At 59.8% G+C, this 23,140-nt stretch carries 21 protein-coding genes, 1 pseudogene and 1 other annotated feature; of the genes and pseudogenes, 9 read left to right on the top strand and 13 right to left on the bottom strand.

Annotated features, from left to right (window positions below; all coding sequences use genetic code 11):
• Positions 1–30: 30 nt before the first annotated feature.
• The 8 genes and pseudogenes from RAC79_RS04085 to RAC79_RS04050 all read right to left on the bottom strand — a co-directional run bounded on the left by RAC79_RS04085 (position 31) and on the right by RAC79_RS04050 (position 7,338).
• On the bottom strand, positions 31–663 hold the full coding sequence (locus RAC79_RS04085; protein WP_078054073.1) for a DapH/DapD/GlmU-related protein: 633 nt from the start codon (positions 661–663) through the stop codon (positions 31–33).
• Between the two features lie 155 nt (positions 664–818).
• On the bottom strand, positions 819–1,166 hold the full coding sequence (locus RAC79_RS04080) for a hypothetical protein (RefSeq protein WP_142844835.1): 348 nt from the start codon (positions 1,164–1,166) through the stop codon (positions 819–821).
• Between the two features lie 146 nt (positions 1,167–1,312).
• A complete protein-coding gene (locus tag RAC79_RS04075; RefSeq protein ID WP_174044188.1) occupies positions 1,313–1,660 on the bottom strand; it encodes a hypothetical protein in 348 nt (115 codons plus the stop codon).
• A 124-nt stretch (positions 1,661–1,784) separates the two neighbouring features.
• Positions 1,785–3,143, bottom strand: coding sequence for an esterase-like activity of phytase family protein (locus RAC79_RS04070; protein ID WP_174044191.1), 1,359 nt, complete (start codon positions 3,141–3,143; stop codon positions 1,785–1,787).
• Positions 3,144–3,296: 153 nt separating this feature from the next.
• Positions 3,297–4,325 (bottom strand): adenylate/guanylate cyclase domain-containing protein, encoded by a 1,029-nt coding sequence (locus RAC79_RS04065; RefSeq protein WP_125145898.1) that lies wholly within the window; start codon positions 4,323–4,325, stop codon positions 3,297–3,299.
• A gap of 201 nt (positions 4,326–4,526) precedes the next feature.
• Positions 4,527–4,793, bottom strand: a pseudogene (locus RAC79_RS04060) (hypothetical protein); the annotation flags it as partial.
• 30 nt (positions 4,794–4,823) lie between these two features.
• Complete coding sequence (gene rnd / locus RAC79_RS04055) at positions 4,824–5,984, bottom strand: ribonuclease D (RefSeq protein WP_125145899.1); 1,161 nt, start codon at positions 5,982–5,984, stop codon at positions 4,824–4,826.
• Positions 5,985–6,066: 82 nt separating this feature from the next.
• A complete protein-coding gene (locus tag RAC79_RS04050) occupies positions 6,067–7,338 on the bottom strand; it encodes an MFS transporter (RefSeq protein WP_125145900.1) in 1,272 nt (423 codons plus the stop codon).
• A gap of 191 nt (positions 7,339–7,529) precedes the next feature.
• Between RAC79_RS04050 and aspS the strand changes: the two genes are divergently transcribed.
• The 3 genes from aspS (at position 7,530) to RAC79_RS04035 (ending at position 11,507) form a co-directional block, all read left to right on the top strand.
• On the top strand, positions 7,530–9,317 hold the full coding sequence (gene aspS, locus RAC79_RS04045; RefSeq protein WP_174044193.1) for an aspartate--tRNA ligase: 1,788 nt from the start codon (positions 7,530–7,532) through the stop codon (positions 9,315–9,317).
• Position 9,318: 1 nt separating this feature from the next.
• Complete coding sequence (locus RAC79_RS04040; protein WP_003520788.1) at positions 9,319–9,795, top strand: aromatic acid exporter family protein; 477 nt, start codon at positions 9,319–9,321, stop codon at positions 9,793–9,795.
• Positions 9,796–9,895: 100 nt separating this feature from the next.
• Positions 9,896–9,951, top strand: a sequence feature (sul1 is cis-regulatory element that is thought to sense ions involved in sulfur or methionine metabolism; They are found in Alphaproteobacteria).
• A gap of 74 nt (positions 9,952–10,025) precedes the next feature.
• Positions 10,026–11,507 (top strand): SulP family inorganic anion transporter, encoded by a 1,482-nt coding sequence (locus RAC79_RS04035; RefSeq protein ID WP_078054067.1) that lies wholly within the window; start codon positions 10,026–10,028, stop codon positions 11,505–11,507.
• A gap of 42 nt (positions 11,508–11,549) precedes the next feature.
• Here RAC79_RS04035 and RAC79_RS04030 read toward each other — a convergent pair whose 3' ends face one another.
• Positions 11,550–12,740, bottom strand: a complete 1,191-nt coding sequence (locus RAC79_RS04030) for a hypothetical protein (protein WP_065654047.1) — start codon at positions 12,738–12,740, stop codon at positions 11,550–11,552.
• 229 nt (positions 12,741–12,969) lie between these two features.
• On the opposite strand from RAC79_RS04030, the gene parC reads away from it, so the two are divergent.
• Entirely contained in the window at positions 12,970–15,222 is a 2,253-nt protein-coding gene (gene parC / locus RAC79_RS04025; protein WP_078054066.1) for a DNA topoisomerase IV subunit A, read from the top strand.
• Positions 15,223–15,293: 71 nt separating this feature from the next.
• On the opposite strand, the gene RAC79_RS04020 is transcribed toward parC, so the two are convergent.
• The 4 genes from RAC79_RS04020 to hemB form a co-directional block, all read right to left on the bottom strand.
• Positions 15,294–15,539: an AbrB/MazE/SpoVT family DNA-binding domain-containing protein gene (locus RAC79_RS04020; protein ID WP_080856217.1), complete on the bottom strand. Its 246-nt coding sequence runs from the start codon at positions 15,537–15,539 to the stop codon at positions 15,294–15,296.
• A 60-nt stretch (positions 15,540–15,599) separates the two neighbouring features.
• Positions 15,600–16,358 carry an arginyltransferase gene (locus RAC79_RS04015; RefSeq protein ID WP_003520795.1) on the bottom strand — a complete coding sequence of 253 codons (759 nt, stop codon included), beginning with the start codon at positions 16,356–16,358 and terminating at the stop codon, positions 15,600–15,602.
• A gap of 178 nt (positions 16,359–16,536) precedes the next feature.
• The gene (locus tag RAC79_RS04010) at positions 16,537–16,995 is read right to left on the bottom strand and encodes an RDD family protein (RefSeq protein ID WP_174039043.1); all 459 of its coding nucleotides are present in this window, start codon (positions 16,993–16,995) and stop codon (positions 16,537–16,539) included.
• A 97-nt stretch (positions 16,996–17,092) separates the two neighbouring features.
• On the bottom strand, positions 17,093–18,106 hold the full coding sequence (gene hemB, locus RAC79_RS04005) for a porphobilinogen synthase (protein ID WP_078054282.1): 1,014 nt from the start codon (positions 18,104–18,106) through the stop codon (positions 17,093–17,095).
• A 173-nt stretch (positions 18,107–18,279) separates the two neighbouring features.
• Between hemB and RAC79_RS04000 the strand changes: the two genes are divergently transcribed.
• From RAC79_RS04000 to nrdR, 5 genes are all read left to right on the top strand, one after another.
• Positions 18,280–18,717 (top strand): DUF6163 family protein, encoded by a 438-nt coding sequence (locus RAC79_RS04000; RefSeq protein WP_174039044.1) that lies wholly within the window; start codon positions 18,280–18,282, stop codon positions 18,715–18,717.
• Positions 18,718–18,951: 234 nt separating this feature from the next.
• Positions 18,952–19,461 carry a transcriptional regulator LdtR gene (ldtR, locus tag RAC79_RS03995; protein ID WP_026363448.1) on the top strand — a complete coding sequence of 170 codons (510 nt, stop codon included), beginning with the start codon at positions 18,952–18,954 and terminating at the stop codon, positions 19,459–19,461.
• 366 nt (positions 19,462–19,827) lie between these two features.
• Entirely contained in the window at positions 19,828–21,159 is a 1,332-nt protein-coding gene (locus RAC79_RS03990) for a murein L,D-transpeptidase (protein ID WP_003520799.1), read from the top strand.
• Between the two features lie 198 nt (positions 21,160–21,357).
• The gene (gene glyA, locus RAC79_RS03985) at positions 21,358–22,647 is read left to right on the top strand and encodes a serine hydroxymethyltransferase (protein WP_020809946.1); all 1,290 of its coding nucleotides are present in this window, start codon (positions 21,358–21,360) and stop codon (positions 22,645–22,647) included.
• Positions 22,648–22,659: 12 nt separating this feature from the next.
• On the top strand, positions 22,660–23,139 hold the full coding sequence (nrdR, locus tag RAC79_RS03980; protein ID WP_003496675.1) for a transcriptional regulator NrdR: 480 nt from the start codon (positions 22,660–22,662) through the stop codon (positions 23,137–23,139).
• Position 23,140 lies beyond the last annotated feature (1 nt).

Raw genomic sequence — 23,140 nt, 5'->3', positions numbered from 1 at the left:
TGTTTCGCGACAGGACGGTTCTTGCGTCCGCTAGGACCAGCGCTCGCAAAAGGCTTCTATGTCGCTCGACTGAAAGTCGGAAAGCCGCGCCATGATCGTTTCGAATGGCCAATCCCACCATGCGATTGATGCAAGCTTTTCCGCGATGGGCCGCGAAAATCGTTCGCGAATGATTTTTGCGGGAACGCCGCCGACGATGGTGTAGGGCGGCACGTCTCTGGTGACGACCGCGCCGGCGGCGAGCACTGCCCCGTCTCCAACCGTGACACCCGGCAAGACGATAACGCCGTGACCGATCCAGACATCGTGACCGATGACGGCGCGGTCCTCCCTGCGCCGGTCGAAAAAGGCGTCATCGCGCACGGCATCCGCAGAATAATATTCAGGGCAATAGCTGAAACGGTGCATGGATGGCCGGTCCATCGGATGGTTCGGAGCGCCTATCCTGACCTCTGCGGCGATGGCGCAGAATTTTCCGATCGTTGCATCGCCCACCATGCAACGGGGGCCAAGATAGGAGTAATTGCCGAGCTCGGCATTGTGCAGGGAGGTGTCAGCCAGAATTTCGCAGCATTCGCCGATGCTTGAATCTCTTATGCTCGCCGTCGCATGGACGACGGTCTCCGCAATTTTCGGGCGCTTGATCTGTGCGGTCGAATCCATTCCAGCCTCCGGATTTGCGCCTGCTTAAACGGCGATGATGAAGGTGCTGTGACGTGAAATGGCGATAGGGGTCCGGCCGGGCTGGGCATCCTCTCTAAAACGCAGATCGCGCGCGATGCCGCGTGACGCGAAATCCTGCATTCACTCGGAATGTATCACTTGCCGGGGACATCCGCCGCGGCAGGCGTTTTCTTCCAGTAGTGGTCGGATATGTTTTGCGCATTCCGAATGATGTGGCCGGCGATTTCGGGGTCTCCGCCCTCGAAGGTTTTCGGGTCCGCCCCGCATAACATCAGGAAGAGCTGCTGATGGGCGACGGCGGCAAAATAGTCGCGGGGCGGTGGCTGCATGTCTGAATCGACGGCCCGGAATGCCTCAGTTACCTCTTTGCTGGCACGTTCGAGCGCTGCGTGAATGGTGGCCATCGTCGCTGCTTCCGTGCGCTCCAATATGGCCTGTACCTGCCGTTCCGCAGGTGTCAGGACCGGGCAACTCTCGCTCATCGAATATCTCTCCTGTCGGTGCAACCATTCCACCTGGCGATATTATCGCAAGGATTGTGTCCGCTTTGCGGGAAAGATTGACATCTTGGTCTCGGAGCGTAACACCCTGGCTGGCCACCGTGCCGCGATGCGCTTTTGCTAACGGCTCAGCCGTGCCCGAGCGCCTTGCGGATGCAGGCGCTGAGATAGGCATATTGCAGCGGCGTTATCGTCGCCATGGCTTCCGTGCGGCTGGCAAGCCTGTCCTGATAGCCGACCGGAATATCGAACTGGCTGAAGGTGAAATCCCAGCGGGTGCCTTCGACGATATTGTAAAAATGGTCGGCACCGCTGACAGCGGTTTTGACAAGCTCTCCGCCGAAAATATCCTGTACCACCAGCGCGGTGACGCTGCCTTGGCCCTTGGCGGGGTTTTCGCGCGACCAGAGGCCGCTCGTCTCGCCCGACCAGCTTTTCTTCAGGGCGTAATAAAGTCTTTCTGCATGGTCCTGCATGAAACGTCTTCTTTTCCGCTAGCTCTGGAAAATCGGAACGGAGCGCCATGCAGACATTTGTGCCTGCCGGGCGCTCCGTCCGGATCATTCGCAGCCGTCAAAGCAAGTGACAGCAGCCTTGGTCTTATTTCGCCTCGAGCAGGTCCTTGACCTCCAGCAGGACGAATTCGTTGTCGTCAGCCTTGTCCAGCGCACGGCCGGCGGAGAAGGGCAGGTTGTTGTCGTTGCCGACGACGATATGGGTGGCATCGACGCGGTCGACATTCTCGATGGTGACGAAAGGCATGTCGTAATAGCCGTTGCCGCCGCCCTGACGTTTCTTGTTGTCAGGATCGGAGATCTTCAGAAGATCGATATAGCCGATCTTGCGGGCGGCCTTGCCGACATTGGCGTCATTGAACTCGATCTTGTAGATGCGCTTGACCTTGGAAGGCACGGCAAAGCAGTTTGCTTCCGGCTTCTTCGGATCGGCGCAGGCCTTGTCGGCCGTGCCGGCGCCATTGTCACGTTCGATGACCAGCGCCGTGCTGTCATCCAGCATGTTGAAGTCGCCGATTGCCTCGCCGCCTTCCGCCAGCGGATAAAGCCAGCTACGGCCGGTCCACGCCTTCTTGGCGGTGTCGAGTTCGATGATGCGCAGCGCAGTCGCGCCGTCTTCGGTTTTTTCCACCTGGCCGTCGGCCATGTAGAGCGGGCCTTCCAGCAGGCCATAGAGCTTCGAGCCGTCCTTGGAGAGCGCCATGCCCTCATAACCGCCGGAGCGCTTCAGGTTGAAAGCGGGCATTTTCTGCGTGGGGTTGCCGGGCAGGGCAAGAGCCGGATGGTCGGGAGACTTCACCTCGATGTCGCCGGCCTTGGTCGAGATCACATCGGTCAGCTTGCCGTCGCGGGTGAATTTCAGAATGTAGGGGCCGAATTCCTCGCCGACCCAGAAACCGTCAGCGACCGGCTGAATGGATTCGACGTCGAAATCCGCACCCGTCAGGTAACGCTTGCTCGAGCCTTCCAGAACGATGGGGAAGGGCGCCTTCATGTCGGGATCGGAGAGGAAGACGGTTTCAAGCGCGTTGACCTTGCCCGCGTCCCAGTCGAACTTCAGATGGTGAAGCATCAGCATGGCGTCGCTGGAATTGAGCTTGGAACCGAAACCGTTGTCGGAAAGGCTCCAGAAGCTGCCGTCCGGCATCGCTCTGATGCCGGAAAAGCCCTGCATCGGCTGGCCGTTGAACGGCATGGAAAGGCCGGTCAGGCGCACGCCGTCCTTGCCGGGCACGGTGCCGAGGCCCTCGGCGCGCTTACGGTCGGCCGTGGTGAATTTGGCGGAGGTCTTGAGGTGCTCCGGCGCATCGGCAGGTGCGGCGATCATGGTGTTGGCAGGCAGAATGGCGTGCGAAACGAGCTTTGCCGGAAACTCCTTTTCCGCCGCATGTGCCGCGCCGGCGAGCGCGAGAACCGCGAAAGGTGCAAAAACAATGTGCTTCATGATGGAGACCCCTCTCAATACATGTTGAAGACAGGATTGACGCGATAGGGTCGTCGCATGACAGGCAGGTGATTGCCGTTTGAAGCTTTGATGAATTTTGATGACGGCCATCGTCGGCAGATGGGCCGCACGGCTTTTTTCCGTCGATTGCCCTTATGCGGCGGGCGCCTGATATTGGCTGAGCGTGCAGACGCCCAGCGTCTGGCCACGGCCTTTGACGGCATGTTCGCCCAGATATTCGCTGCGCACGCCCTTCGGAAGCACCAGCTGATGGGCAAGATCAGCGGAAATCAGCACCGGGTGGCCGAGCATCTTGCTCAGCGATTCGAGCCTTGAGGTCGTGTTCACCGTATCGCCGAAATATGTAATCTTGTGGTGATCGACACCGATTTCCGCGGTGATGACCGGCCCGCCATGAATGGCGAAGCGCAGGCGCGGCACCTCGCCGAAGCGGGCGAGCCACATGTCGCGGGTGTTTTCAATGGTCGCCTGAATATCGAAGACGCAGCGCACACAGGCCGCCCGCCGGATCGCCATGTGATAGGGCCAGGTGATGATGGCGGCGTCGCCGATATAGTCGTCGATGACGCCGCCGTGTTTTCTGACCGGTGCGGCATAACTTGCAAAAATTTCGCCGAGAAATTCCTGGGCCTTCAGGTCGCCATGGGTTTCGGCGAAGGAGGTGGAGCCGACGAGATCGATGAAGATGAAGACGCGGTCTTCGCTGACCGGCCGGCGGTAACGCCCCAGGATGAGGTCGATGAAGATATCGCGGCCGAGAAGCTCGCGCACCCGCATGATGAAGACGATGATGCCGCAGACAATGAGGGTAAAGATCAGCGTCTGCACCTCGGCATGGACGGCGCGTTTCCAGGTGCCGGGAAATATCCCGCTCAACCACAGGATCGTGCCGCCAAGCCCGAAGCCGCAAAAGACGAGGATGGCATAGATGACGAGGCCGACGGCGATATAGGCCGGCGTCGGCAGGGCGCTCACCTGCCGCGACAGGCCGGGCATGATATAACCACGCTCGAAGGCGAGGATGGGTGCGCAGGCAAACAGCGCATAGGTAGCGCCAATCAATGCACCGCCGCCATATTCCAGAAAGGCGTAGGCCACGCCGCTGCCGGCCACGGCAACGAAGAGCACCACGTAATCCAGAATGGGCAGCAATTTTCTCATGTCGGTTCTTGGGTCTCGGGAAGGGGAGGCTTTGGTCTTGGGAAAGAAGGGCAGGCCGCTCCCTTCGGTCGAAGCTTCTGTTCAGGTCATATGCGACATTAATGTGGAAAAAGCGCCGCAAAAAGTGAGCAATCGGTAAGGTTGCATGAAGGATTGGTGAGGCTGTTGCGCTGTTGCAGCAAAATCGGCGTTGCCGCCGTTCTACGCCTGATAGGATGTTCTGTAATAGACGGTTTCAAGCGGGGATTGCGGCCGGTCATTTGGCGAGCGGTTCGACCATTTGACGGGGAAGGCGGAAAAACGCAGCCGGTTGCCGTCGATCCAGGCCCGGTCGAACCGAGTTTCTCCCTTGCGGGCGAAGATGATGGCGGCGCAGGTGCGGCCATCAACGTCGAAGGGAGTGTTCTCCCTCCAGCCGCTCAAGCCGCAGCCCATGCCTTTCGGGTCGCGATTATAGCGGCCGACGACGTGGCCGTTGGCGTGGAAAGCGGCGGGCCGTTACGGCTCGCCTGCCGCAACCTCCACCGCCTCGACCTTCTTGCCAGCGAAACGCAGCGCCACTTCGCCATTGATGAGCTTCAGGGCCACATCGCCGAAGAGTTCCCGCCGCCAGCCGGTCAGCGCCGCCACGGTTGCCTTTTCGCCCTCGGCGGCGATCTTGTCCAGATCGTCGCTATTGGCGATGACCTTGGCGGCGACGCCATGCTTGTCCGCCGTCAGCTTCAGCAGAACTTTCAGAAGTTCCACGGCAGCACCGGAGCCTTCCGGTGCGTGGCTGTGACGCGGCGCCTTCGGCATTTCCTCTTTCGGCAGCGCCAGCGCCGCATTCACCGTTTCGACGATGGCGGTGCCGGAGGCGGAGCGCTCCCAGCCCTTGGGGATGGTGCGAAGCCGCGACAGCGCCTCGGCGTCCTTCGGCTGCTGCTGGGCGATTTCGAAGATCGCATCGTCCTTCAGCACGCGCGAGCGCGGCACGTTGCGGGAGCGCGCCTCACGCTCGCGCCAGGCGGCGATGAATTTGAGGATCGCAAGTTCCGTCGGTTTGCGCAGGCGCGATTTCAGCCGCAACCAGGCATCGTCGGGATGCATGTCATAGGTGTCGCGAGACTCGAGAATGTCCATCTCTTCGGTCAGCCACAGCGAGCGGCCTTCGCGCTCGAGCTGGGCCTTCAGCGAGAGATAGACATCCCGCAGATGGGTCACGTCGGCCAGCGCGTAATCCAGCTGCTTTTCGGTCAGTGGACGGCGGCTCCAGTCGGTGAAGCGCGAGGATTTGTCGATCTGGACGTTTTTGATCTTCTGCACCAGCTGGTCGTAGGAGATCGAATCGCCGAAACCGCAGACCATGGCGGCGACCTGCGTGTCGAAGATCGGGTGCGGAATAAGCCCGCCGAGATGATAGATGATCTCGATATCCTGTCGCGCCGCGTGGAAAACCTTCACGACATCGGGATTGGCCATCAGTTCGAAAAGAGGGGTCAGATCGAGACCCTTCGCCAGCGGATCGACCAGCACTTCGAGCGTCGGGCTTGCCATCTGCACGAGGCAGAGTTCCGGCCAGAAGGTCGTTTCCCGCAGAAATTCGGTGTCGATGGTGATGAATTCCGATTTCGCCAGTTCCGTGCAGGCTTCGGCGAGGGCGGCAGTCGTTTCAATCATTGTTATTGGCCAATCGTGAGAATTATCCGTCTTACTTTCCCTTTGCCGGGCGCATGTCAATACAAAGCCCGCTTTTGAAGGCTCAAGGATCGTTTTTCTCGGGCGGATGGGGCTCCGCTTCATCCTTTTTGGGTGGCGAAGCCGCGGCGAGCTTCTGGAAATAGGCTGAGGTGCGCAAAAGCGAGCTGAACCGCCAGTTCCGCTCCTCCACGGGCACACCTTCGCGCACCTGCAGCCGGTAGATGGTATAGGCGATGAAAACGATCTGGATCGCGGCCGTATAGCTGAATAGCGCCTTCGGGCCGAACTGGTCGATCAGCACGGAGGCGAGAAGCGGCCCGACCGTCGCCCCGACAGACCAGAAGAACAGCAGTCCGGCCGACATCATCGCATGTTCGCCTTCCCTGGCATGGTCGTTGCCATGGGCGGAACTCAGCGAATAAAGCGGCAGGGCGAAGGCGCCGAAGATGAAGACGCCGATGATGTTGCTCCACTCATCGGTTCCGGCGAAGAAGGCGAGAAACAGGCCGACGACGACCGAGCCCGCCGTGGTGGCGAGAATGATGATGCGCCGGTCATAACGGTCGGAATAGACGCCGAGCGGATATTGCAGCACCACGCCGCCAATGATGCCGGCGCTCATGAAGGTGGCGATGGCGGTGACGGAAAGCCCGATCTGTTCGGCATAGATCGGGCCGATATTGCGAAACGCCGCCATGCTGAGACCGACGGCCACGCAGCCGACCACGGCAAGCGGCGAGATGCGCCACACCGCGAAGAGATTGAAGGGTATCTGTTTCGGCGGTGCGGGGTTGGATTTGTCGGCAAGCGAGATCGGCACCAGCGACAGCGTCAGCGCCATGGCGATCAGCGAAAACACCACCGGTCCGTCGATGCCGGCGACGGGAATGATATATTGCGCAAGCGTGACGGAGCCGAGATCGACGAAACGATAGATGGAGAGCGTGCGCGCCCGATTGGAATTGGTGACCTGCGCGTTGATCCAGCTTTCGATGGCCGCGAAAAGACAGGCGACGGCAATGCCGGTGACGAAGCGCATCAGCATCCAGAACAGGGGATGGATAAGGAGCGGCATGGCGATCGCTGCGGCGGATGCGACGGCCGCCATGGTGGCGAAGGTGCGGATATGGCCGATCTTACGCAGAAGCCGTGTCACCGAAATGCAGCCAAGCGCGAAACCGAAGCTGTAGGCGGCGCTGATGAGGCCGATGGTGCTGGCGGAAAACCCTTCGGAGAGACCGCGCAGCGCTATATAGGTTCCCTGCAGGCCGTTGCCGCCGATCAGGATGCCGGCGGTGACGAGAAGCGGGATAAGAGGTCTGATCTGGCTCATTGCGGGCCGACTCGGTTTGGCGGGCTGGATTAGTCCTATCTAAAGCGAAGGCAGGGGAAAGGACAGGCTGAAGGCGACATTGTTGTGCTTTGCCTTGACAAATCAGGCTGGCCATGCGCTTTTCCGGCAAATTTCGACAGTGCCGCCCATCTGGCCTCCATCAGGCCCACGACACGTTCCAGGATAAAAAAATGCATCGTTACCGCAGCCACACCTGTGCCGCTCTCCGCAAGTCCGACGTCGGCGAAACCGTTCGCCTTTCCGGTTGGGTTCATCGCGTGCGAGATCATGGCGGCGTTCTCTTCATCGACCTTCGCGACCATTACGGCATCACCCAAGTCGTCGCCGATCCGGACAGCCCGGCCTTCAAGGTTGCCGAGACGGTTCGCGGCGAATGGGTCATCCGCATCGACGGCCTCGTCAAGGCGCGTTCGGAAGACACCGTCAACAAGGGCATGGCCACCGGCGAGATCGAGCTTTATGCGCAGGAAATCGAGGTTCTCGGCGTTGCCAAGGAACTGCCGCTGCCGGTCTTCGGCGAGCCCGATTATCCTGAAGACGTTCGCCTGAAATATCGCTTCCTCGATCTTCGCCGCGAAACGCTGCACAAGAACATCGTCAAGCGTACGCAGATCATCTCCGCCATGCGCACCGGCATGGCGGATGCCGGCTTTGCCGAATACACGACGCCGATTCTGACGGCCTCTTCGCCCGAAGGCGCGCGCGACTTCCTCGTGCCGTCGCGCATCCATGAAGGCAAGTTCTTCGCGCTGCCGCAGGCGCCGCAGCAGTACAAGCAGCTTCTGATGGTGGCCGGTTTCGACCGTTATTTCCAGATCGCGCCGTGCTTCCGCGATGAAGACCCGCGCGCCGACCGCCTGCCGGGCGAATTCTACCAGCTCGACGTCGAAATGAGCTTCGTGACCCAGGAAGATGTCTGGACCACGATGGAGCCGATGATGACGGCCGTGTTCGAGAAATTCGCCGAAGGCAAGCCGGTTACCAAAGAGTGGCCGCGCATTCCCTATGACGAGGCGATCCGCAAATATGGTTCCGACAAGCCGGACCTGCGCAACCCGATCGTCATGGAAGCCGTGACCGAACATTTCGACGGTTCGGGCTTCAAGGTCTTCGCCAACATGATCGCTTCCAACCCCAAGGTTCAGGTCTGGGCAATCCCGGCCAAGACCGGTGGTTCGCGCGCTTTCTGCGACCGCATGAACGCATGGGCGCAGTCTCAGGGCCAGCCCGGCCTCGGCTACATCTTCTGGAAGGAAGAGGGCGGCAAGGTCGGCGGTTCCGGTCCGCTCGCCAAGAACATCGGCGAGGAACGCACCGAGGCGCTGCGCCAGCAGCTCGGCCTTGAGGCAGGCGATGCCTGCTTCTTCGTCGCCGGCGATCCCGCCAAGTTCTACAAATTCGCCGGCGAGGCGCGCACCCGCGCTGCCGACGAACTGAACCTGATCGACCGCGACCGTTTCGAAATGTGCTGGATCGTCGATTTCCCCTTCTTCGAATATAACGAGGAAGAAAAGAAGATCGACTTCGCCCACAACCCCTTCTCCATGCCGCAGGGCGGTCTGGAAGCGCTGGAAGAGCAGGATCCGCTCTCCATCAAGGCGTTCCAGTATGACGCGGTCTGCAACGGCTTCGAAATCGCCTCCGGCTCGATCCGTAACCAGTCGCCCGAGCTGATGGTCAAGGCCTTCGAAAAGGTGGGCCTGTCGCAGAGCGATGTGGAAGAGCGCTTCGGCGGTCTCTATCGCGCCTTCCAGTACGGCGCGCCTCCGCATGGCGGCTGCGCATTCGGTATCGACCGCGTGGTCATGCTGCTGGTTGGCGCGAAGAACCTGCGCGAAATCACGCTGTTCCCGATGAACCAGCAGGCGCAGGACTTGCTGATGAACGCGCCGTCGCCGGCAACGCCGACGCAGCTTCGTGAGCTGGCGCTGCGCGTCGTTCCGTCCAAGAAGGACTGATATGGTGAAGACGCTGCTCGACCGGGTTCGCGCAGCCTTCACCCGTGCATTGGCGGCCGCTCTTGCGGCCGCTTTTGCGTTCTGGGTCGCGCATCGGTGGCTGGGCCACCCGCAACCCGTCTTTGCCGCAATCAGCGCACTTATCTGCCTTGCTCCGGGAATTCCAAGCCATGTTCGTCAGGGCCTAGGCCTGATGGTTGGTGTCACCGTCGGCATTCTCGTTGGGGAGATTGCGCTCCTTGTCCCGCATGACTTCGCTGAAATCCGGCTGGCCTCGGCGACCTTCATCGCCATGATCCTTGCGTCCATGTTCGGTCTGCCGCCGGTCGTGCCGATACAGGCAGGCGCTTCAGCCATGCTGGTGCTCTTAATGGGGCCGCAGGCTGCCGGTTTTGTCCGTTTTGTCGATGTGATCGTGGGCGTGGCGACCGGTGTAGCCGTAGCGCTCGTCTTCTTTCGCGAGCGGCTGAAGCTCTAGCGGTCTTGCGCAAAGCGGCATGAGCATACGATCGCAGACATCGAAAGCGGGCGCGCAACTTGCGGCCCGCTTTTTTGCTGTTTATAGGTGAATTACTCACCACGGACCCGGTGAAACTCCGGGTGGCTCTTCTGGCCGCCGATCCGCCAGACAACGCAAAGCACCGACATTTCATCTCAATCTACCGGACATGGCTCCGGCCGGTGCGTCATTCTTTGCGAAAAAATCAGATGAACAAATTTCAGACTTACAGACGTGAGTGGTTTTCCAATATTCGCGGCGATCTCCTTTCCGGCATCGTCGTGGCACTCGCCCTCATTCCCGAAGCCATCGGCTTTTCCGTCATCGCCGGGGTCGATCCGAAGGTGGGATTGTTCGCCTCCTTTGCGATTGCCTGCGTTTCCGCCTTCACCGGCGGCAGACCGGGCATGATCTCGGCGGCAACCGCCGCCACGGCCGTCCTGATGGTTACGCTCGTCAAGGAACACGGGCTGCAATATCTCTTCGCCGCCACCATTCTCATGGGCGTGCTGCAAATTCTGGCGGGCCTTCTAAAACTCGGCCGGGTGATGCGCTTCGTCTCGCGTTCGGTCATGACCGGCTTCGTCAATGCGCTGGCGATCCTGATCTTCACGGCGCAATTGCCGGAACTGATCGGCGTCCCGGTCGAAACCTATGTCATGATCGCGGCCGGCCTTGCGATCATCTATCTCTTCCCGCTGTTCACGAAGATCGTGCCGTCGCCGCTGGTCGCCATCATCGCTCTCACCTGTGTCGCCGTCTTCTCCGGCATGGATATCCGCACGGTCGGCGATCTCGGTGAGTTGCCCTCGACGCTGCCGATATTCGCGCTGCCGCAGGTACCACTGACCTTCGAGACGTTACAGATCATCTTTCCCTATTCCGTCGCACTCGCCGCCGTCGGTCTGCTGGAATCGCTGCTGACAGCGCAGATCGTCGACGACATGACGGATACGGGCAGCAACAAGAGCCGGGAATGCATCGGGCAGGGGACGAGCAACATCGCCTCCGCCCTCATCGGCGGCATGGGCGGCTGCGCCATGATCGGCCAGTCCGTCATCAATGTCAGCTCCGGCGGTCGTGGCCGCTTGTCCACTTTCGTCGCGGGCGCGTTCCTGCTCTTCCTCATACTGGTGCTGGATGATCTCGTGCGCATCATTCCCATGGCCGCGCTGGTGTCGGTGATGATCATGGTCTCCATCGGCACATTCTCGTGGCGATCCATCCTCGATCTGCGCCGCAACCCGCCATCCTCCAGCATCGTCATGCTGGTCACGGTCGGCACGGTGCTTGCGACCCACGATCTTGCAAAGGGCGTGTTGGCCGGCGTCCTTCTCTCCGGCGTGTTTTTCGCAGGCAAGGTTTCAAAGCTTTTCCATGTCCGGCCGGAGCTTTCAGCCGATGGCCGGGAGCGGATTTATCGTGTCGACGGCCAGATTTTCTTCGCCTCGACGGAAAGCTTCATTGCCGCCTTCGATTTCGCCGAGGAGGTTGAGGCGGTGACGATCGATGTCACGCAGGCGCATCTGTGGGATATTTCCGCAGTCGGCGCTCTGGACAAGGTGGTGCTGAAATTCCGCAAGGCCGGCAGGCGGGTCGAGGTGATCGGTGTCAACGAGGCGAGCGCCCACATGATCGACCGCTTCGCCCTGCACGATAAACAGGATGGCGCTGCCGCGCCGCTGCACTGAGCGCAAAAGAAAAGCCCCGGCATGACCGGGGCTTTTTTAGTTTTATTCGTTTGCCGTCACCGTGACGCCGAGCATTTTCGGCAGGGTGTTCGGCGCGCCCATCGCAGCGCCCATGATCATCGGGAACGGAACCGGCTTTTCCGGCTCCGCCGTGATCGAGAAGTTCTTCGGATTGTCGATATAGGCGTTGACGGCTGCCGACACCATGTTCTGCAATTCCGGCACGTTGAGCGAGGCCATCATGATCGGGGCCATGCCCTTGATGGTCTGGGCAAGCTGATCGCCAGTCATGCCCTGCTGGCTTGCCGCATAGTCGATGGCGCGCTTGGTGATGCTGGCGTCTTCGAAGCTGATTTCAGCGTTGATGAAGGAGAGCTGCTGCATCAGGCCGAGCATGGCAAGGCTTGCCGCCTGGTCCGCCTGTTCCTTGTTCGGATTGGCGGCCTGCGCCTTCACCGTCTCCTGCATCGACTTGATGAAGGCGAGCGTGTAGCCGGAGAAACCGAACGACATATTCAGGCGGCCGACATCATCGAGGTCGATGGCATATTCTTCAACATCGATAGTACCGGAGGCCACTTCCCAGCTACCGCTCATGGTCATGTCGCCGGAGAGCGCCTGCAGCTTCAGCTTTTCGATCGCGTCCTTGGTCGCAGGATCGGTCACTTCGCTGAGATCGGCCTTGAAACCGGAAGCGTCGAGTTCAAAGCCGATAGAGTTCTTGTCATCGCTGACCGACATCGTCGCGCTGGTTTCCTCAAGCGAGAAAGCCGGCTTGCCGTCGATGGAAACGGAAACCGGACCGCTATGTGCTTCGTCGTAGAACATCAGCGCATCGACGGTGCCAGTGGTGGAGTCTGCGGGAATGACGAGACCGGACATGTAAATGTCGCTTGCCTTGATCTCTACATTTTCCTGCTTGTAGTCGATATTGTCGAAGCGGGCGTTCTTGATCTTGTAGCCGCCGTTGTTTTCCTCGACGCCTTCGAGCGTCACATTGCCGACCGGGATCTTCTTGGCCGGATCTGCGGCCGCGTTGAAGGTCACGTCGTTCAGGGTCACCGTCGAGCCGTTGACGGCGACGGAACCGGCGGCGATCTCACCGCCCTGCGCGGCATAGGCCGCATTGATCTTCTTCAGCACATCCCCGCCATCCAGCGCGAAAGCCGGCGCCGAAAGCGTAAGAAGCGCGGCACTCGCGAAAAGAACCTGCCGGGTGGATTTCAGTCTCATGATGTTTCTTCCCTCAACGTACGGCTGTGCACCGTGTTCGAATTCGAATGCTGATACTTATATTCGCGATTATTCAAAGGTCTATAGGATTTAGATCGATTCCCATGACGGCGGCATTGCGGCATTTGCAACGCGGTTAACAAAAAACAGCATGAAAGGGTTGCGTTCATCCACAGGCGCGACCCCCGAATTTCTTGCCGGGAATCGGCATTTCCGCTAGTCAAGCACCATGGGAAAAAATCTTGTACCTCCGCCCGGCGGAGACGATAACATTCATCCGGTCGATTTGAAGGCGGCGCTTGAAGAGCGCTACCTCGCTTATGCCTTGTCCACGATCATGCATCGTGCGCTGCCGGATGTGCGCGACGGCCTGAAGCCGGTTCACCGCCGCATCATTCACGCCATGAGCGAAATGGGCATTCGCCCCAACTCGGCCTTCAAGAAATGCGCCCGTATCGTCGGTGACGTGATCGGTAAATTCCACCCGCATGGCGACCAGTCTGTCTATGACGCGCTGGTGCGTCTCGCACAGGATTTCTCGCAGCGTTATCCCATCGTCGACGGGCAGGGCAATTTCGGCAATATCGATGGCGACGGCGCCGCCGCCTATCGTTACACCGAAGCGCGCATGACCGAGGTTGCGGCGCTGCTGCTTGAAGGCATCGGCGAGGATGCGGTGGATTTCCGCGCCACCTATAACGAGGAAGACGAGGAACCGGTCGTCCTGCCGGGCGCTTTCCCCAATCTGCTCGCCAACGGCGCCTCCGGCATCGCAGTGGGCATGGCGACGTCGATCCCGCCACATAACGCCCATGAGATTTGCGACGCGGCGCTTTACCTCATCAAGCATCCCGATGCGACGGTTGAAAAGCTGGTGGAATTCATTCCCGGCCCCGACCTGCCGACGGGCGGCGTGATCGTTGAGAGCCGCGAGAATATTCTCGATGCCTATAAGACCGGCCGCGGCGGTTTCCGTGTGCGCGCCAAATGGGAAACGGAAGATCTCGGCCGCGGCGGTTACCAGATCGTCATCACCGAAATTCCCTTCCAGGTGCAGAAATCGCGCCTGATAGAGAAGATCGCCGAGCTGCTGATTGCCCGCAAGCTGCCGCTTCTCGAGGATATTCGCGACGAATCGGCCGAAGACGTGCGCATCGTGCTGGTGCCGAAGAGCCGTACCGTCGATGCGACGCTGCTGATGGAATCGCTGTTCCGCCTGTCGGACCTCGAAAGCCGCCTGCCGCTCAACATGAACGTGCTGTCGCTCGGCAAGGTGCCGAAGGTGATGGCGCTGAACGAGGTGCTGAGCGAGTGGCTGGCGCACCGCAAGGATGTGCTGGTCCGCCGTTCCCGCCATCGTCTGGCCGCCATCGACCGCAGGCTGGAAATCCTGGGCGGCCTGCTTGTGGCCTACCTCAATCTCGATGAGGTCATCCGCATCATCCGCGAGGAGGATGAGCCGAAACAGGTGATGATGGCCAAGTGGTCGCTCACCGACAATCAGGCCGAAGCCATCCTCAACATGCGGCTGCGCAACCTGCGCAAACTTGAGGAATTCGAAATCCGCAAGGAATTCGATGACCTCAGCAACGAGAAGGCTGAAATCGAGGGGCTGCTCGCCTCCGATGACAAGCAATGGCAGACCGTCGCCTGGGAAATCGGCGAGGTCAAAAAGAAATATGCCAAGGCAACCGAGATCGGCCGCCGCCGCACGCAATTCGCGGATGCGCCGGATGCCGATATCGAGGCCATCCAGCAGGCGATGATCGAGAAAGAACCGGTCACTATCGTCATCTCGCAGAAGGGCTGGATCCGGGCGCTTAAGGGGCACATGTCCGATACCTCGTCGCTGACCTTCAAGGAAGGCGACGGACCGAAACTCGCTTTCCCGGCGCAGACGACCGACAAGCTGCTGCTGCTGACGACGGGCGGCAAGGCCTATACGCTTGGCGCCGACAAGCTGCCGGGCGGTCGCGGCCATGGCGAGCCGATCCGCATCATGGTCGACATGGAGAACGATCAGGACATCCTGACCGCCTTCGTGCACGACCCATCGCGCAAGCTGCTGCTCGTCTCCACGGCCGGCAACGGTTTCATCGTGGCCGAGAGCGAAATGGTCGCGAATACCCGCAAGGGCAAGCAGATCATGAATGTCTCGATGCCGGATGAAGCCAAGCTCGCCGTGCCGGTCACGGGCGACCATGTCGCCGTCGTCGGCGAAAACCGCAAGCTGCTCGCCTTCCCGCTGGCGCAGGTGCCGGAAATGTCGCGCGGCAAGGGCGTGCGCCTGCAACGCTACAAGGATGGCGGCGTCGTCGACGTGAAATGTTTCGCGCTTGCCGAGGGCTTGTCATGGTCCGACACGGCCGGGCGTCTCTTCAACAAGGTGGGCGAAGAACTGCGCGAATGGCTGGCCGACCGCGCAACGGCGGGCCGCACTGTGCCGAAGGGCTTTCCGCGCAGCGGGAAATTTGGCGGCTGATATTTGAACGTCCCGGGGCTGTCCCGGGACGTTTTCAATCTCATGTGTTTGGCAATCAAACCACCGAGTGCTTATGACTTCGCGAGCGCTTTTAAAGCAACGTGGTACTTGCGCATCACTTGCCGTGCATGTTCCAGCTGACGATCAAAGTCAGCTGTTGCTTCTTCGTTCGGGCTCTCAGCAGTTCGCAATTCAAGTACGTTGCCGTCAGTTCTTGAACTGAGAACGTCGCCAATCTTCCAGCCAAGCTGTTCAAGCATATCCTTTGGGATTACAACGCCTGCCTCTTCACCGAACTCGCAAATGGTTGCTTTCATCTGAAATACTCCAAGTTTGATTGGAATTTAGCATGCGATTTTGACGGTTAGACCAGCCCGTTACTTTTCTTCCGGCGTGTAAACCTCCCACCCGCGCGGCGTCAGATGTTCCTGCGGATGGTAGCGGGTCTTGTAGCCCATCTTTTCCGAACCATCGACCCAGTAGCCGAGATAGACATGCGGCAGGCCGAGTGCGCGGGTGCGGGTGATGTGATCGATGATCATGAAGGTGCCGAGCGAGCGTTTTTCCAGATCGGGATTGAAGAAGGAATAGACCATCGACAGGCCGTCGCTCATCACGTCGCTCAGCGCCACGGCCAGCAATTCGCCGCGCTTGCTGGAATCGATGCCGGAGCCGGGTTCGCGCACACGGTATTCGATGATGCGGGTGTTCACATGCGTGTCTTCCACCATGATCGCATAGTCCAGCGCCGACATGTCGGACATGCCGCCCGACTGGTGGCGGTGGTCGAGATAGCGACGAAACAGGGCGAATTGTTCGGTGGAAGGCTCGGCGGCGTGAACGGTGGCCACGACATCCCTGTTGGCGGCAAGAACACGCCGCATGGATTTTGTCGGCTGGAACTGTTCGGTCAGGATGCGCACGGAGACGCAGGCGCGGCAGTTTTCGCAGGCCGGGCGATAGGCGATGTTCTGCGAGCGCCTGAAACCGCCCTGGGTCAGAAGATCGTTCATTTCCGAAGCGCGCGGGCCGACCAGATGGGTGAAGACCTTCCGCTCCATCTGGTTCGGCAGATAGGGGCAGGTGGCCGGCGCCGTAAGATAGAATTGGGGAGAGGGCGTCGCCTGCGTGTTCATCGAACCGTGATCGCCTCCTGCGTCTGTTATGAAAGCGCGCCGCGATTTCACGGGGTTGGCGGCGGCGCTTCAAGCGACATGCATAATGTCACAGAATGGCAAAATGCCGGAAAACGTCAACTGCGAGATGCGGCATTTGCGGGGTTTGAAAGCCACGTTTGCGTGGCTTTCCGCAATATCAGCGCGTTCTGACGATGACGGTGCCGAGCAGGAAGTCGTGAACGAGGCGCGAACGCTCGGTAAACAGGCCTGCAAGCAGGATCAGCGGCGTCAAAACCGAGTTGATGACCCAGAAAAGCACGATGTGAACGGTCGACAGCAGGAAATCGATTCGCCGCCCGTCCATCCGCGCCATAGCGATCCCCACCGCCCGCATGCCGGGGGTCGCCTGCGAGGGGCCGCCAAGCGTCATGCCGAAATAAAGCACCGCAACGATGACGAACAGCGCCGGATAAAGGAAGAAGCCGAGACCCAGCGTGATAATGCCGAGGAAGAAGACAATCACGGCAGCCGGGATACACAAGAGGAGAACGATCGCGTAATCGATTAGAAACGCAAAGACCCGCCGGCTCAGGACGCCGCTATAGGCGCGCCAGTCATCCGGTGCGGCATAGGTGGGGTTCTGGTCGAGGCTCATCGGTCGTTTTCTCCTGAGAGGGTATGACAGCGCGGCATGAGTGCCGTGTCAGCAGACAATATGGGAAGAAAACGGCCGAATACAATAAGTGCGGGTCTTAGCCCTTTGCCAGTTTGCGTGCGGCCTCGATAGCGAAATAGGTGAGAACACCATCGCAACCGGCACGCTTGAAACAGAGAAGCGTTTCCATCATCACCCGCTCGCCATCGATCCAGCCATTCATCGCGGCAGCCTTGATCTGGGTATATTCGCCGGACACCTGATAGGCGAAGGTCGGCAGGCCGAAATTTTCCTTCAGCCGCCAGCAGATGTCGAGATAGGGCAGGCCGGGCTTGACCATCAGCATATCCGCACCTTCCTCCACGTCGAGCGCCGCGTCGCGGATTGCCTCCATGCCGTTGGCAGGGCTGATGTAATAGCTGTTTTTGTCACCCTTCAGCAGGCCGGCCGTGGAGATGGCCTCGCGATAGGGACCGTAGTATCCGGAAGAGAATTTCGTCGCATAGGACATGATGCCGACATTCTGGTGCCCGGCGGCATCGAGACCGCGACGGATGGCGCCGATACGGCCATCCATCATTTCCGATGGAGAAATAATGTCCGATCCCGCTTCCGCCTGAAGGATCGCCGCCTTGACGACCTGTTCCACCGTCTCGTCATTGACGATCTCGTCGCCGCGCAGAATGCCGTCATGGCCGTGGCTGGTGAAGGGGTCGAGCGCGACATCGGTGATCATGCCGATATTGGGAACGGCTTTCTTGACGGCGATGGTTGCCTGATTGATGAGGTTATTCGCCTCCAGCGCGTTGGAACCCGTCTCGTTGCGCAGCTCCATTTCGATGTTCGGAAAGGTCGCAATTGCCGGAATGCCGAGATCGGCGGCCTCTTTTGCCGCTTCGACCAGTTTGTCGACGCTCATGCGGTTGACGCCCGGCATCGCCGGAATGGGTTCGACAATATTGCTGCCCGGCACGATGAAGACCGGCCAGATGAGATCGTCGACGGTGAGGCGGCTTTCTTGCACCAGACGGCGCGTCCAATCCGCCTTGCGATTGCGCCGCATGCGACGATGGCCGGTGATCTCGTCGACCAGATGCGTTTTGTCCTGCATGTAAGAATGTCCTTCGATCAAATTTGAAAGCTGCATAGCATGAAGCTTGGCCCATGCGAATGCGACAATCTTCCCTCATCGGCGTCCTGCGATGACGATGATGCTTTGACAAGGCAGGCGGCGGGATTCAATATGGGCTGGTCGCCCGTTCGTCGAGACCGTATCTTCCGGCCATGGAACCTGATTCTCAACCTCTGCCGAAACGCCCGCTTACGGAAATCCTCTTTCTGGTCTTCATGAGGCTGGTCGCGGTTTCCTGTTTCTGGTTCGGCCTGCAATATTGGGCGATGCTGACGGGCTATTCGCTTGGGGGGCATGGGCGGTTCGATATGCTGAACCTGCCCTGGCGCGTGGCCGGCAGCGCGCTGGCCGTTATTTTCCCTGTCGCGGCACTCGGTCTCTGGCTCGGGGCCTCCTGGGGCGCGGTCATGTGGGTCATGGGCGCGGGTGCGCAGATCGCCATGTATAAGGTGTGGCCGCATATCTTCGGCGCCAACACGCTGGTGCCCGTCATGCACGGCCTTGTGGCAACCATTTATATACTATTCCTGGTCGCTTTCTGGCTGGATCAGCGCCAGAATGAAGAACGCGAAAGAATTGATTTACCATAAGAATAAAGCAATTCGGCCTGGTTTTGGGCCGTATTTCATAGCTAAGTCATTGATTTATAATGCATGACCTTGAACCATTCCCGCTTTGCCACAAGTTGGGCCCTCCGGGGAAAATGCAGGTAACCATTTGTTAATCGTAGCTTTTAAGTAGAATTTTATGCGCATTGATTAGGTTCTCACTCAAGGCGGGAGACAAACAAACACACCGCCAAACAAAACAGTGAGGCAGTCATGATCAATAGCAAAGTTAAGCCCCAGGCCGTTGTTGCCGATGCACATGAAGATACCATCCGCTCGCTCTACATGGAGTCGCTGCACCTGGTGGAACGTCTCCACCGCCGCCTCCTCGATGTCATCAAGGATGAGTTCGACCGTCAGGGTCGTGATGACGTCAACGCCGTTCAGGCCCTGCTGCTGTTCAACATCGGCAATTCCGAACTGACGGCCGGCGAGCTTCGTTCGCGTGGTTATTACCTCGGCTCGAACGTCTCCTACAATGTCAAGAAGCTGGTCGATCTCGGTCTCATCAACCACCAGCGCTCGCGTGTCGACCGCCGCTCGGTTCGCATCAGCCTGACCGAAAAGGGCCAGGAAATCGCCGAAACGGTTGCCCGCCTTTATGAACGCCACGTCGGCTCGATCGAAAAGGTCGGCGGCATCGGCACCGGCGAGTTCTCCGAAATGAACAAGCTGCTGCAGCGCCTCGATCGCTTCTGGAACGACTCGATCGCTTACCGCCTGTAATATCGCGACGGTTTCACTGTTTAAGCCGGGGGCATACTTTTGCTCCCGGCTTGCGGATTCCGCGTTGTGCCTTTTTGCGTGTCAAGCCCAGCCCCTCTTCGAGCCTTCGCCCTGTTTTTCAGGCGAACAAAGCTTCGTGAGATGAGAGCCGTGACACGAATCGGCCATATTGATATGGGACCGGCAAGGTTGAAGGAGCCGGCTGTTTCTCCTGCTGTCGCGGCAAGTCCCGACTGTTCTGCCAGACAATGGCGCCCAACGAATGGGTGTTGAGTATTACCAGCCGGCAGACACGTTGTACGTGTTTGTTAATCATATTGATTTAGGCATTGTTGAGAATGCCGAAGAGAGTGGCTGGTAGGTAGAATGACAAAGAAATCCGTTTCCGATTCCGTATCGCGCCGCGCGCTTCTGCGTTCGGCCGTTTCCGTTGGCGCCGCCGCGCTTGCCGCGCCGGCCTTTGCGCAGAACGCGCTCAACGATCTCATGGGCTCTTCGCGCCGCGGCAACTGGGATGACCAGTTCGATGCCAACACGTCGCGTTCGGCCGTGGGCGTCGTTTCCAACAATCCGGTTCTCGGACGCGAAGCGCCGGTCTACATGCAGCAGGCGATCATGCAATATCAGCAGATCGTGCAGAATGGCGGCTGGCCGGAAGTGCCGGCGTCCCAGCAGCGTCTCCAGATCGGCGTCTCCGATCCTTCCGTACAGGCGCTGCGCCAGCGACTGATGGTGTCCGGCGACCTGCCGCGTGAAGCAGGCATTTCCAGCGCCTTCGATAGCTACGTCGATGGCGCGCTGAAGCGTTTCCAGGCCCGTCATGGCCTTCCGGCAGATGGCGTCAGCGGCGAATACACTACGAAGGCCCTCAATGTTTCCGCGCAGATCCGTCTGGCGCAGTTGCAGACCAACCTCGTTCGCATCCAGTCCATGTCCGGCGATCTCGGCCAGCGTCACCTGATGGTGAATATCCCGGCGGCCGCCATCGAAGCCGTTGAAAATGAACGCGTTGTGCTGCGCAACACGGCCGTCGTCGGCCGCGCCAGCCGCCCGACCCATGTGATCAATTCCAAGATTTACGAAGTCATCCTCAACCCTTACTGGACCGCGCCGCGCTCGATCGTCGAAAAGGACATCGTGCCGCTGATGCAGAAGGACCCGACCTATCTGGAGCGGAACAACATCCGCCTCATCGACGGCAAGGGGCAGGAAGTTTCGCCAACCGCAGTCGACTGGTTTGCGCCGAAGGCTCCGAACCTGATGTTCCGTCAGGACCCCGGCAAGATCAACGCCATGTCGTCCACGAAGATCAACTTCCACAATCCGAACAACGAATATATGCACGACACGCCGCAGCAGGGCCTGTTCAACAAGCTGATGCGTTTCGAATCCTCCGGCTGCGTGCGCGTGCAGAACGTGCGCGACCTGACGAGCTGGCTGCTGCGCGACACGCCCGGCTGGTCGCGTCAGGAAATGGAGCGCGTCATCGCCACCCGCGTCAACACGCCGATCAAGCTGGCGCAGGAAATCCCGGTCTATTTCGTCTACATCACCGCCTGGTCGGCGAAGGACGGCGTGGTGCAGTTCCGCGACGACATCTATGAAAAGGACGGCAACGCCGAACTGGCGCTCAACACGACGAGCGGCATGGAACAGCCCGCCGGCCCGGTGGATGACGATCTGTTGCCGCGCAACTGATCCGGCTTTACCGCTATTTCATTCCATCATCATGAGCCGCACCTTCGGGTGCGGCTTTTTTCTTGGCGATTTTCTGAAAACATCTGTCGTTTTTTGTCGCAACGTCGCAGTTTGACGGGCAAATCTCGCTGCCCGTATTGCTCTTGTCGGGGCAGGGCGCTAAGACGCCATCGCATTACTGTTTCAGGAGCCTTCACCATGTCGAACACAGATGCTTTCTTCTCCCGTCCGCTTGCCGATGTCGATCCGGAAATTTTCGGCGCGATCGAGAAGGAACTGGGTCGCCAGCGCCACGAGATCGAACTGATCGCCTCGGAAAACATCGTTTCCCGCGCCGTGCTCGAAGCGCAGGGTTCGATCATGACCAACAAATATGCGGAAGGTTACCCGGGCAAGCGTTATTACGGCGGCTGCCAGTTCGTCGACATCGCTGAAGAACTCGCCATCGAACGCGCCAAGAAGCTGTTCGGCGTCAACTTCGCCAACGTTCAGCCGAACTCCGGTTCGCAGATGAACCAGGCCGTGTTCCTCGCGCTGTTGCAGCCGGGCGATACCTTCATGGGCCTCGATCTGAACTCGGGAGGCCACCTGACCCATGGTTCGCCGGTCAACATGTCCGGCAAGTGGTTCAATGTCGTCTCCTACGGCGTGCGTGAGGGCGACAACCTGCTCGACATGGACGAGGTGGAGCGCAAGGCCAAGGAACACAAGCCGAAGCTCATTCTCGCCGGCGGCACCGCCTATTCGCGTGTATGGGACTGGAAGCGCTTTCGCGAGATCGCCGATGAAGTCGGCGCATACCTCATGGTCGACATGGCCCACATCGCCGGTCTCGTCGCCGGTGGCCAGCATCCGTCGCCGTTCCCGCACTGCCATGTCGCCACCACCACCACGCACAAATCGCTGCGCGGCCCGCGCGGCGGCATGATCCTCACCAATGACGAGGATCTGGCCAAGAAGTTCAACTCGGCCGTTTTCCCCGGTCTGCAGGGCGGCCCGCTGATGCACGTCATCGCCGCCAAGGCGGTCGCCTTCGGCGAAGCGCTGAAGCCCGAGTTCAAGGACTATGCCGCTCAGGTCGTCAAGAACGCCAAGGCGCTGGCTGAAACGCTGGTCGAAGGCGGTCTGGATGTCGTCTCCGGCGGCACCGACAACCACCTGATGCTGGTCGATCTTCGCAAGAAAAACGCCACCGGTAAGCGCGCGGAAGCAGCGCTCGGCCGCGCTTACATCACCTGCAACAAGAACGGCATTCCTTTCGATCCGGAAAAGCCCTTCGTCACTTCCGGTGTCCGTCTCGGCACGCCGGCCGGCACGACGCGCGGTTTCAAGGAAGCGGAATTCCGCGAAATCGGCAAGCTGATCGTCGAGGTTCTCGATGGTCTGAAGGTTGCCAATTCGGATGAGGGCAATGCCGCCGTCGAGGCTGCGGTGCGTGAAAAGGTCGTCGGCCTGACGGACCGTTTCCCGATGTATCCGTACATGTAAGGAAAGAACACGATGCGCTGCCCATTCTGCGGTTCCGAAGACACACAGGTCAAGGACTCGCGCCCGGCGGAGGACAATACCTCCATCCGCCGGCGGCGCATCTGCCCCGATTGCGGCGGCCGCTTCACGACCTATGAGCGCGTGCAACTGCGCGAGCTGATGGTCATCAAGAAAAGCGGCCGCAAGCTGCCCTTCGACCGGGAAAAGCTGGTGCGGTCCTTCGAAATCGCGCTGCGCAAGCGCCCGGTCGATCGCGACCGGATCGAGCGTGCCGTCTCCGGAATCGTTCGCCGCCTGGAAAGCTCGGGCGAGACGGAAATTCCCTCGGAAGAAATCGGCCTGCAGGTTCTCGAAGCGCTGAAGAGCCTCGATGACGTGGCCTTCGTGCGTTACGCCTCGGTCTATCGCGATTTCAGCCATGCCGAGGATTTCGAAAACGTGATTGCCGAAATCAACGCCAAGATCGCCCGCGATACGGACGCCGGAGTCTAGC

The organism is Agrobacterium sp. LR_9 (assembly GCF_041954855.1).
GTDB lineage: Bacteria > Pseudomonadota > Alphaproteobacteria > Rhizobiales > Rhizobiaceae > Agrobacterium > Agrobacterium leguminum.
The sequence above is the reverse complement of the archived record's forward strand: the minus strand, read 5'-3'. Positions and strand labels throughout refer to the sequence as shown.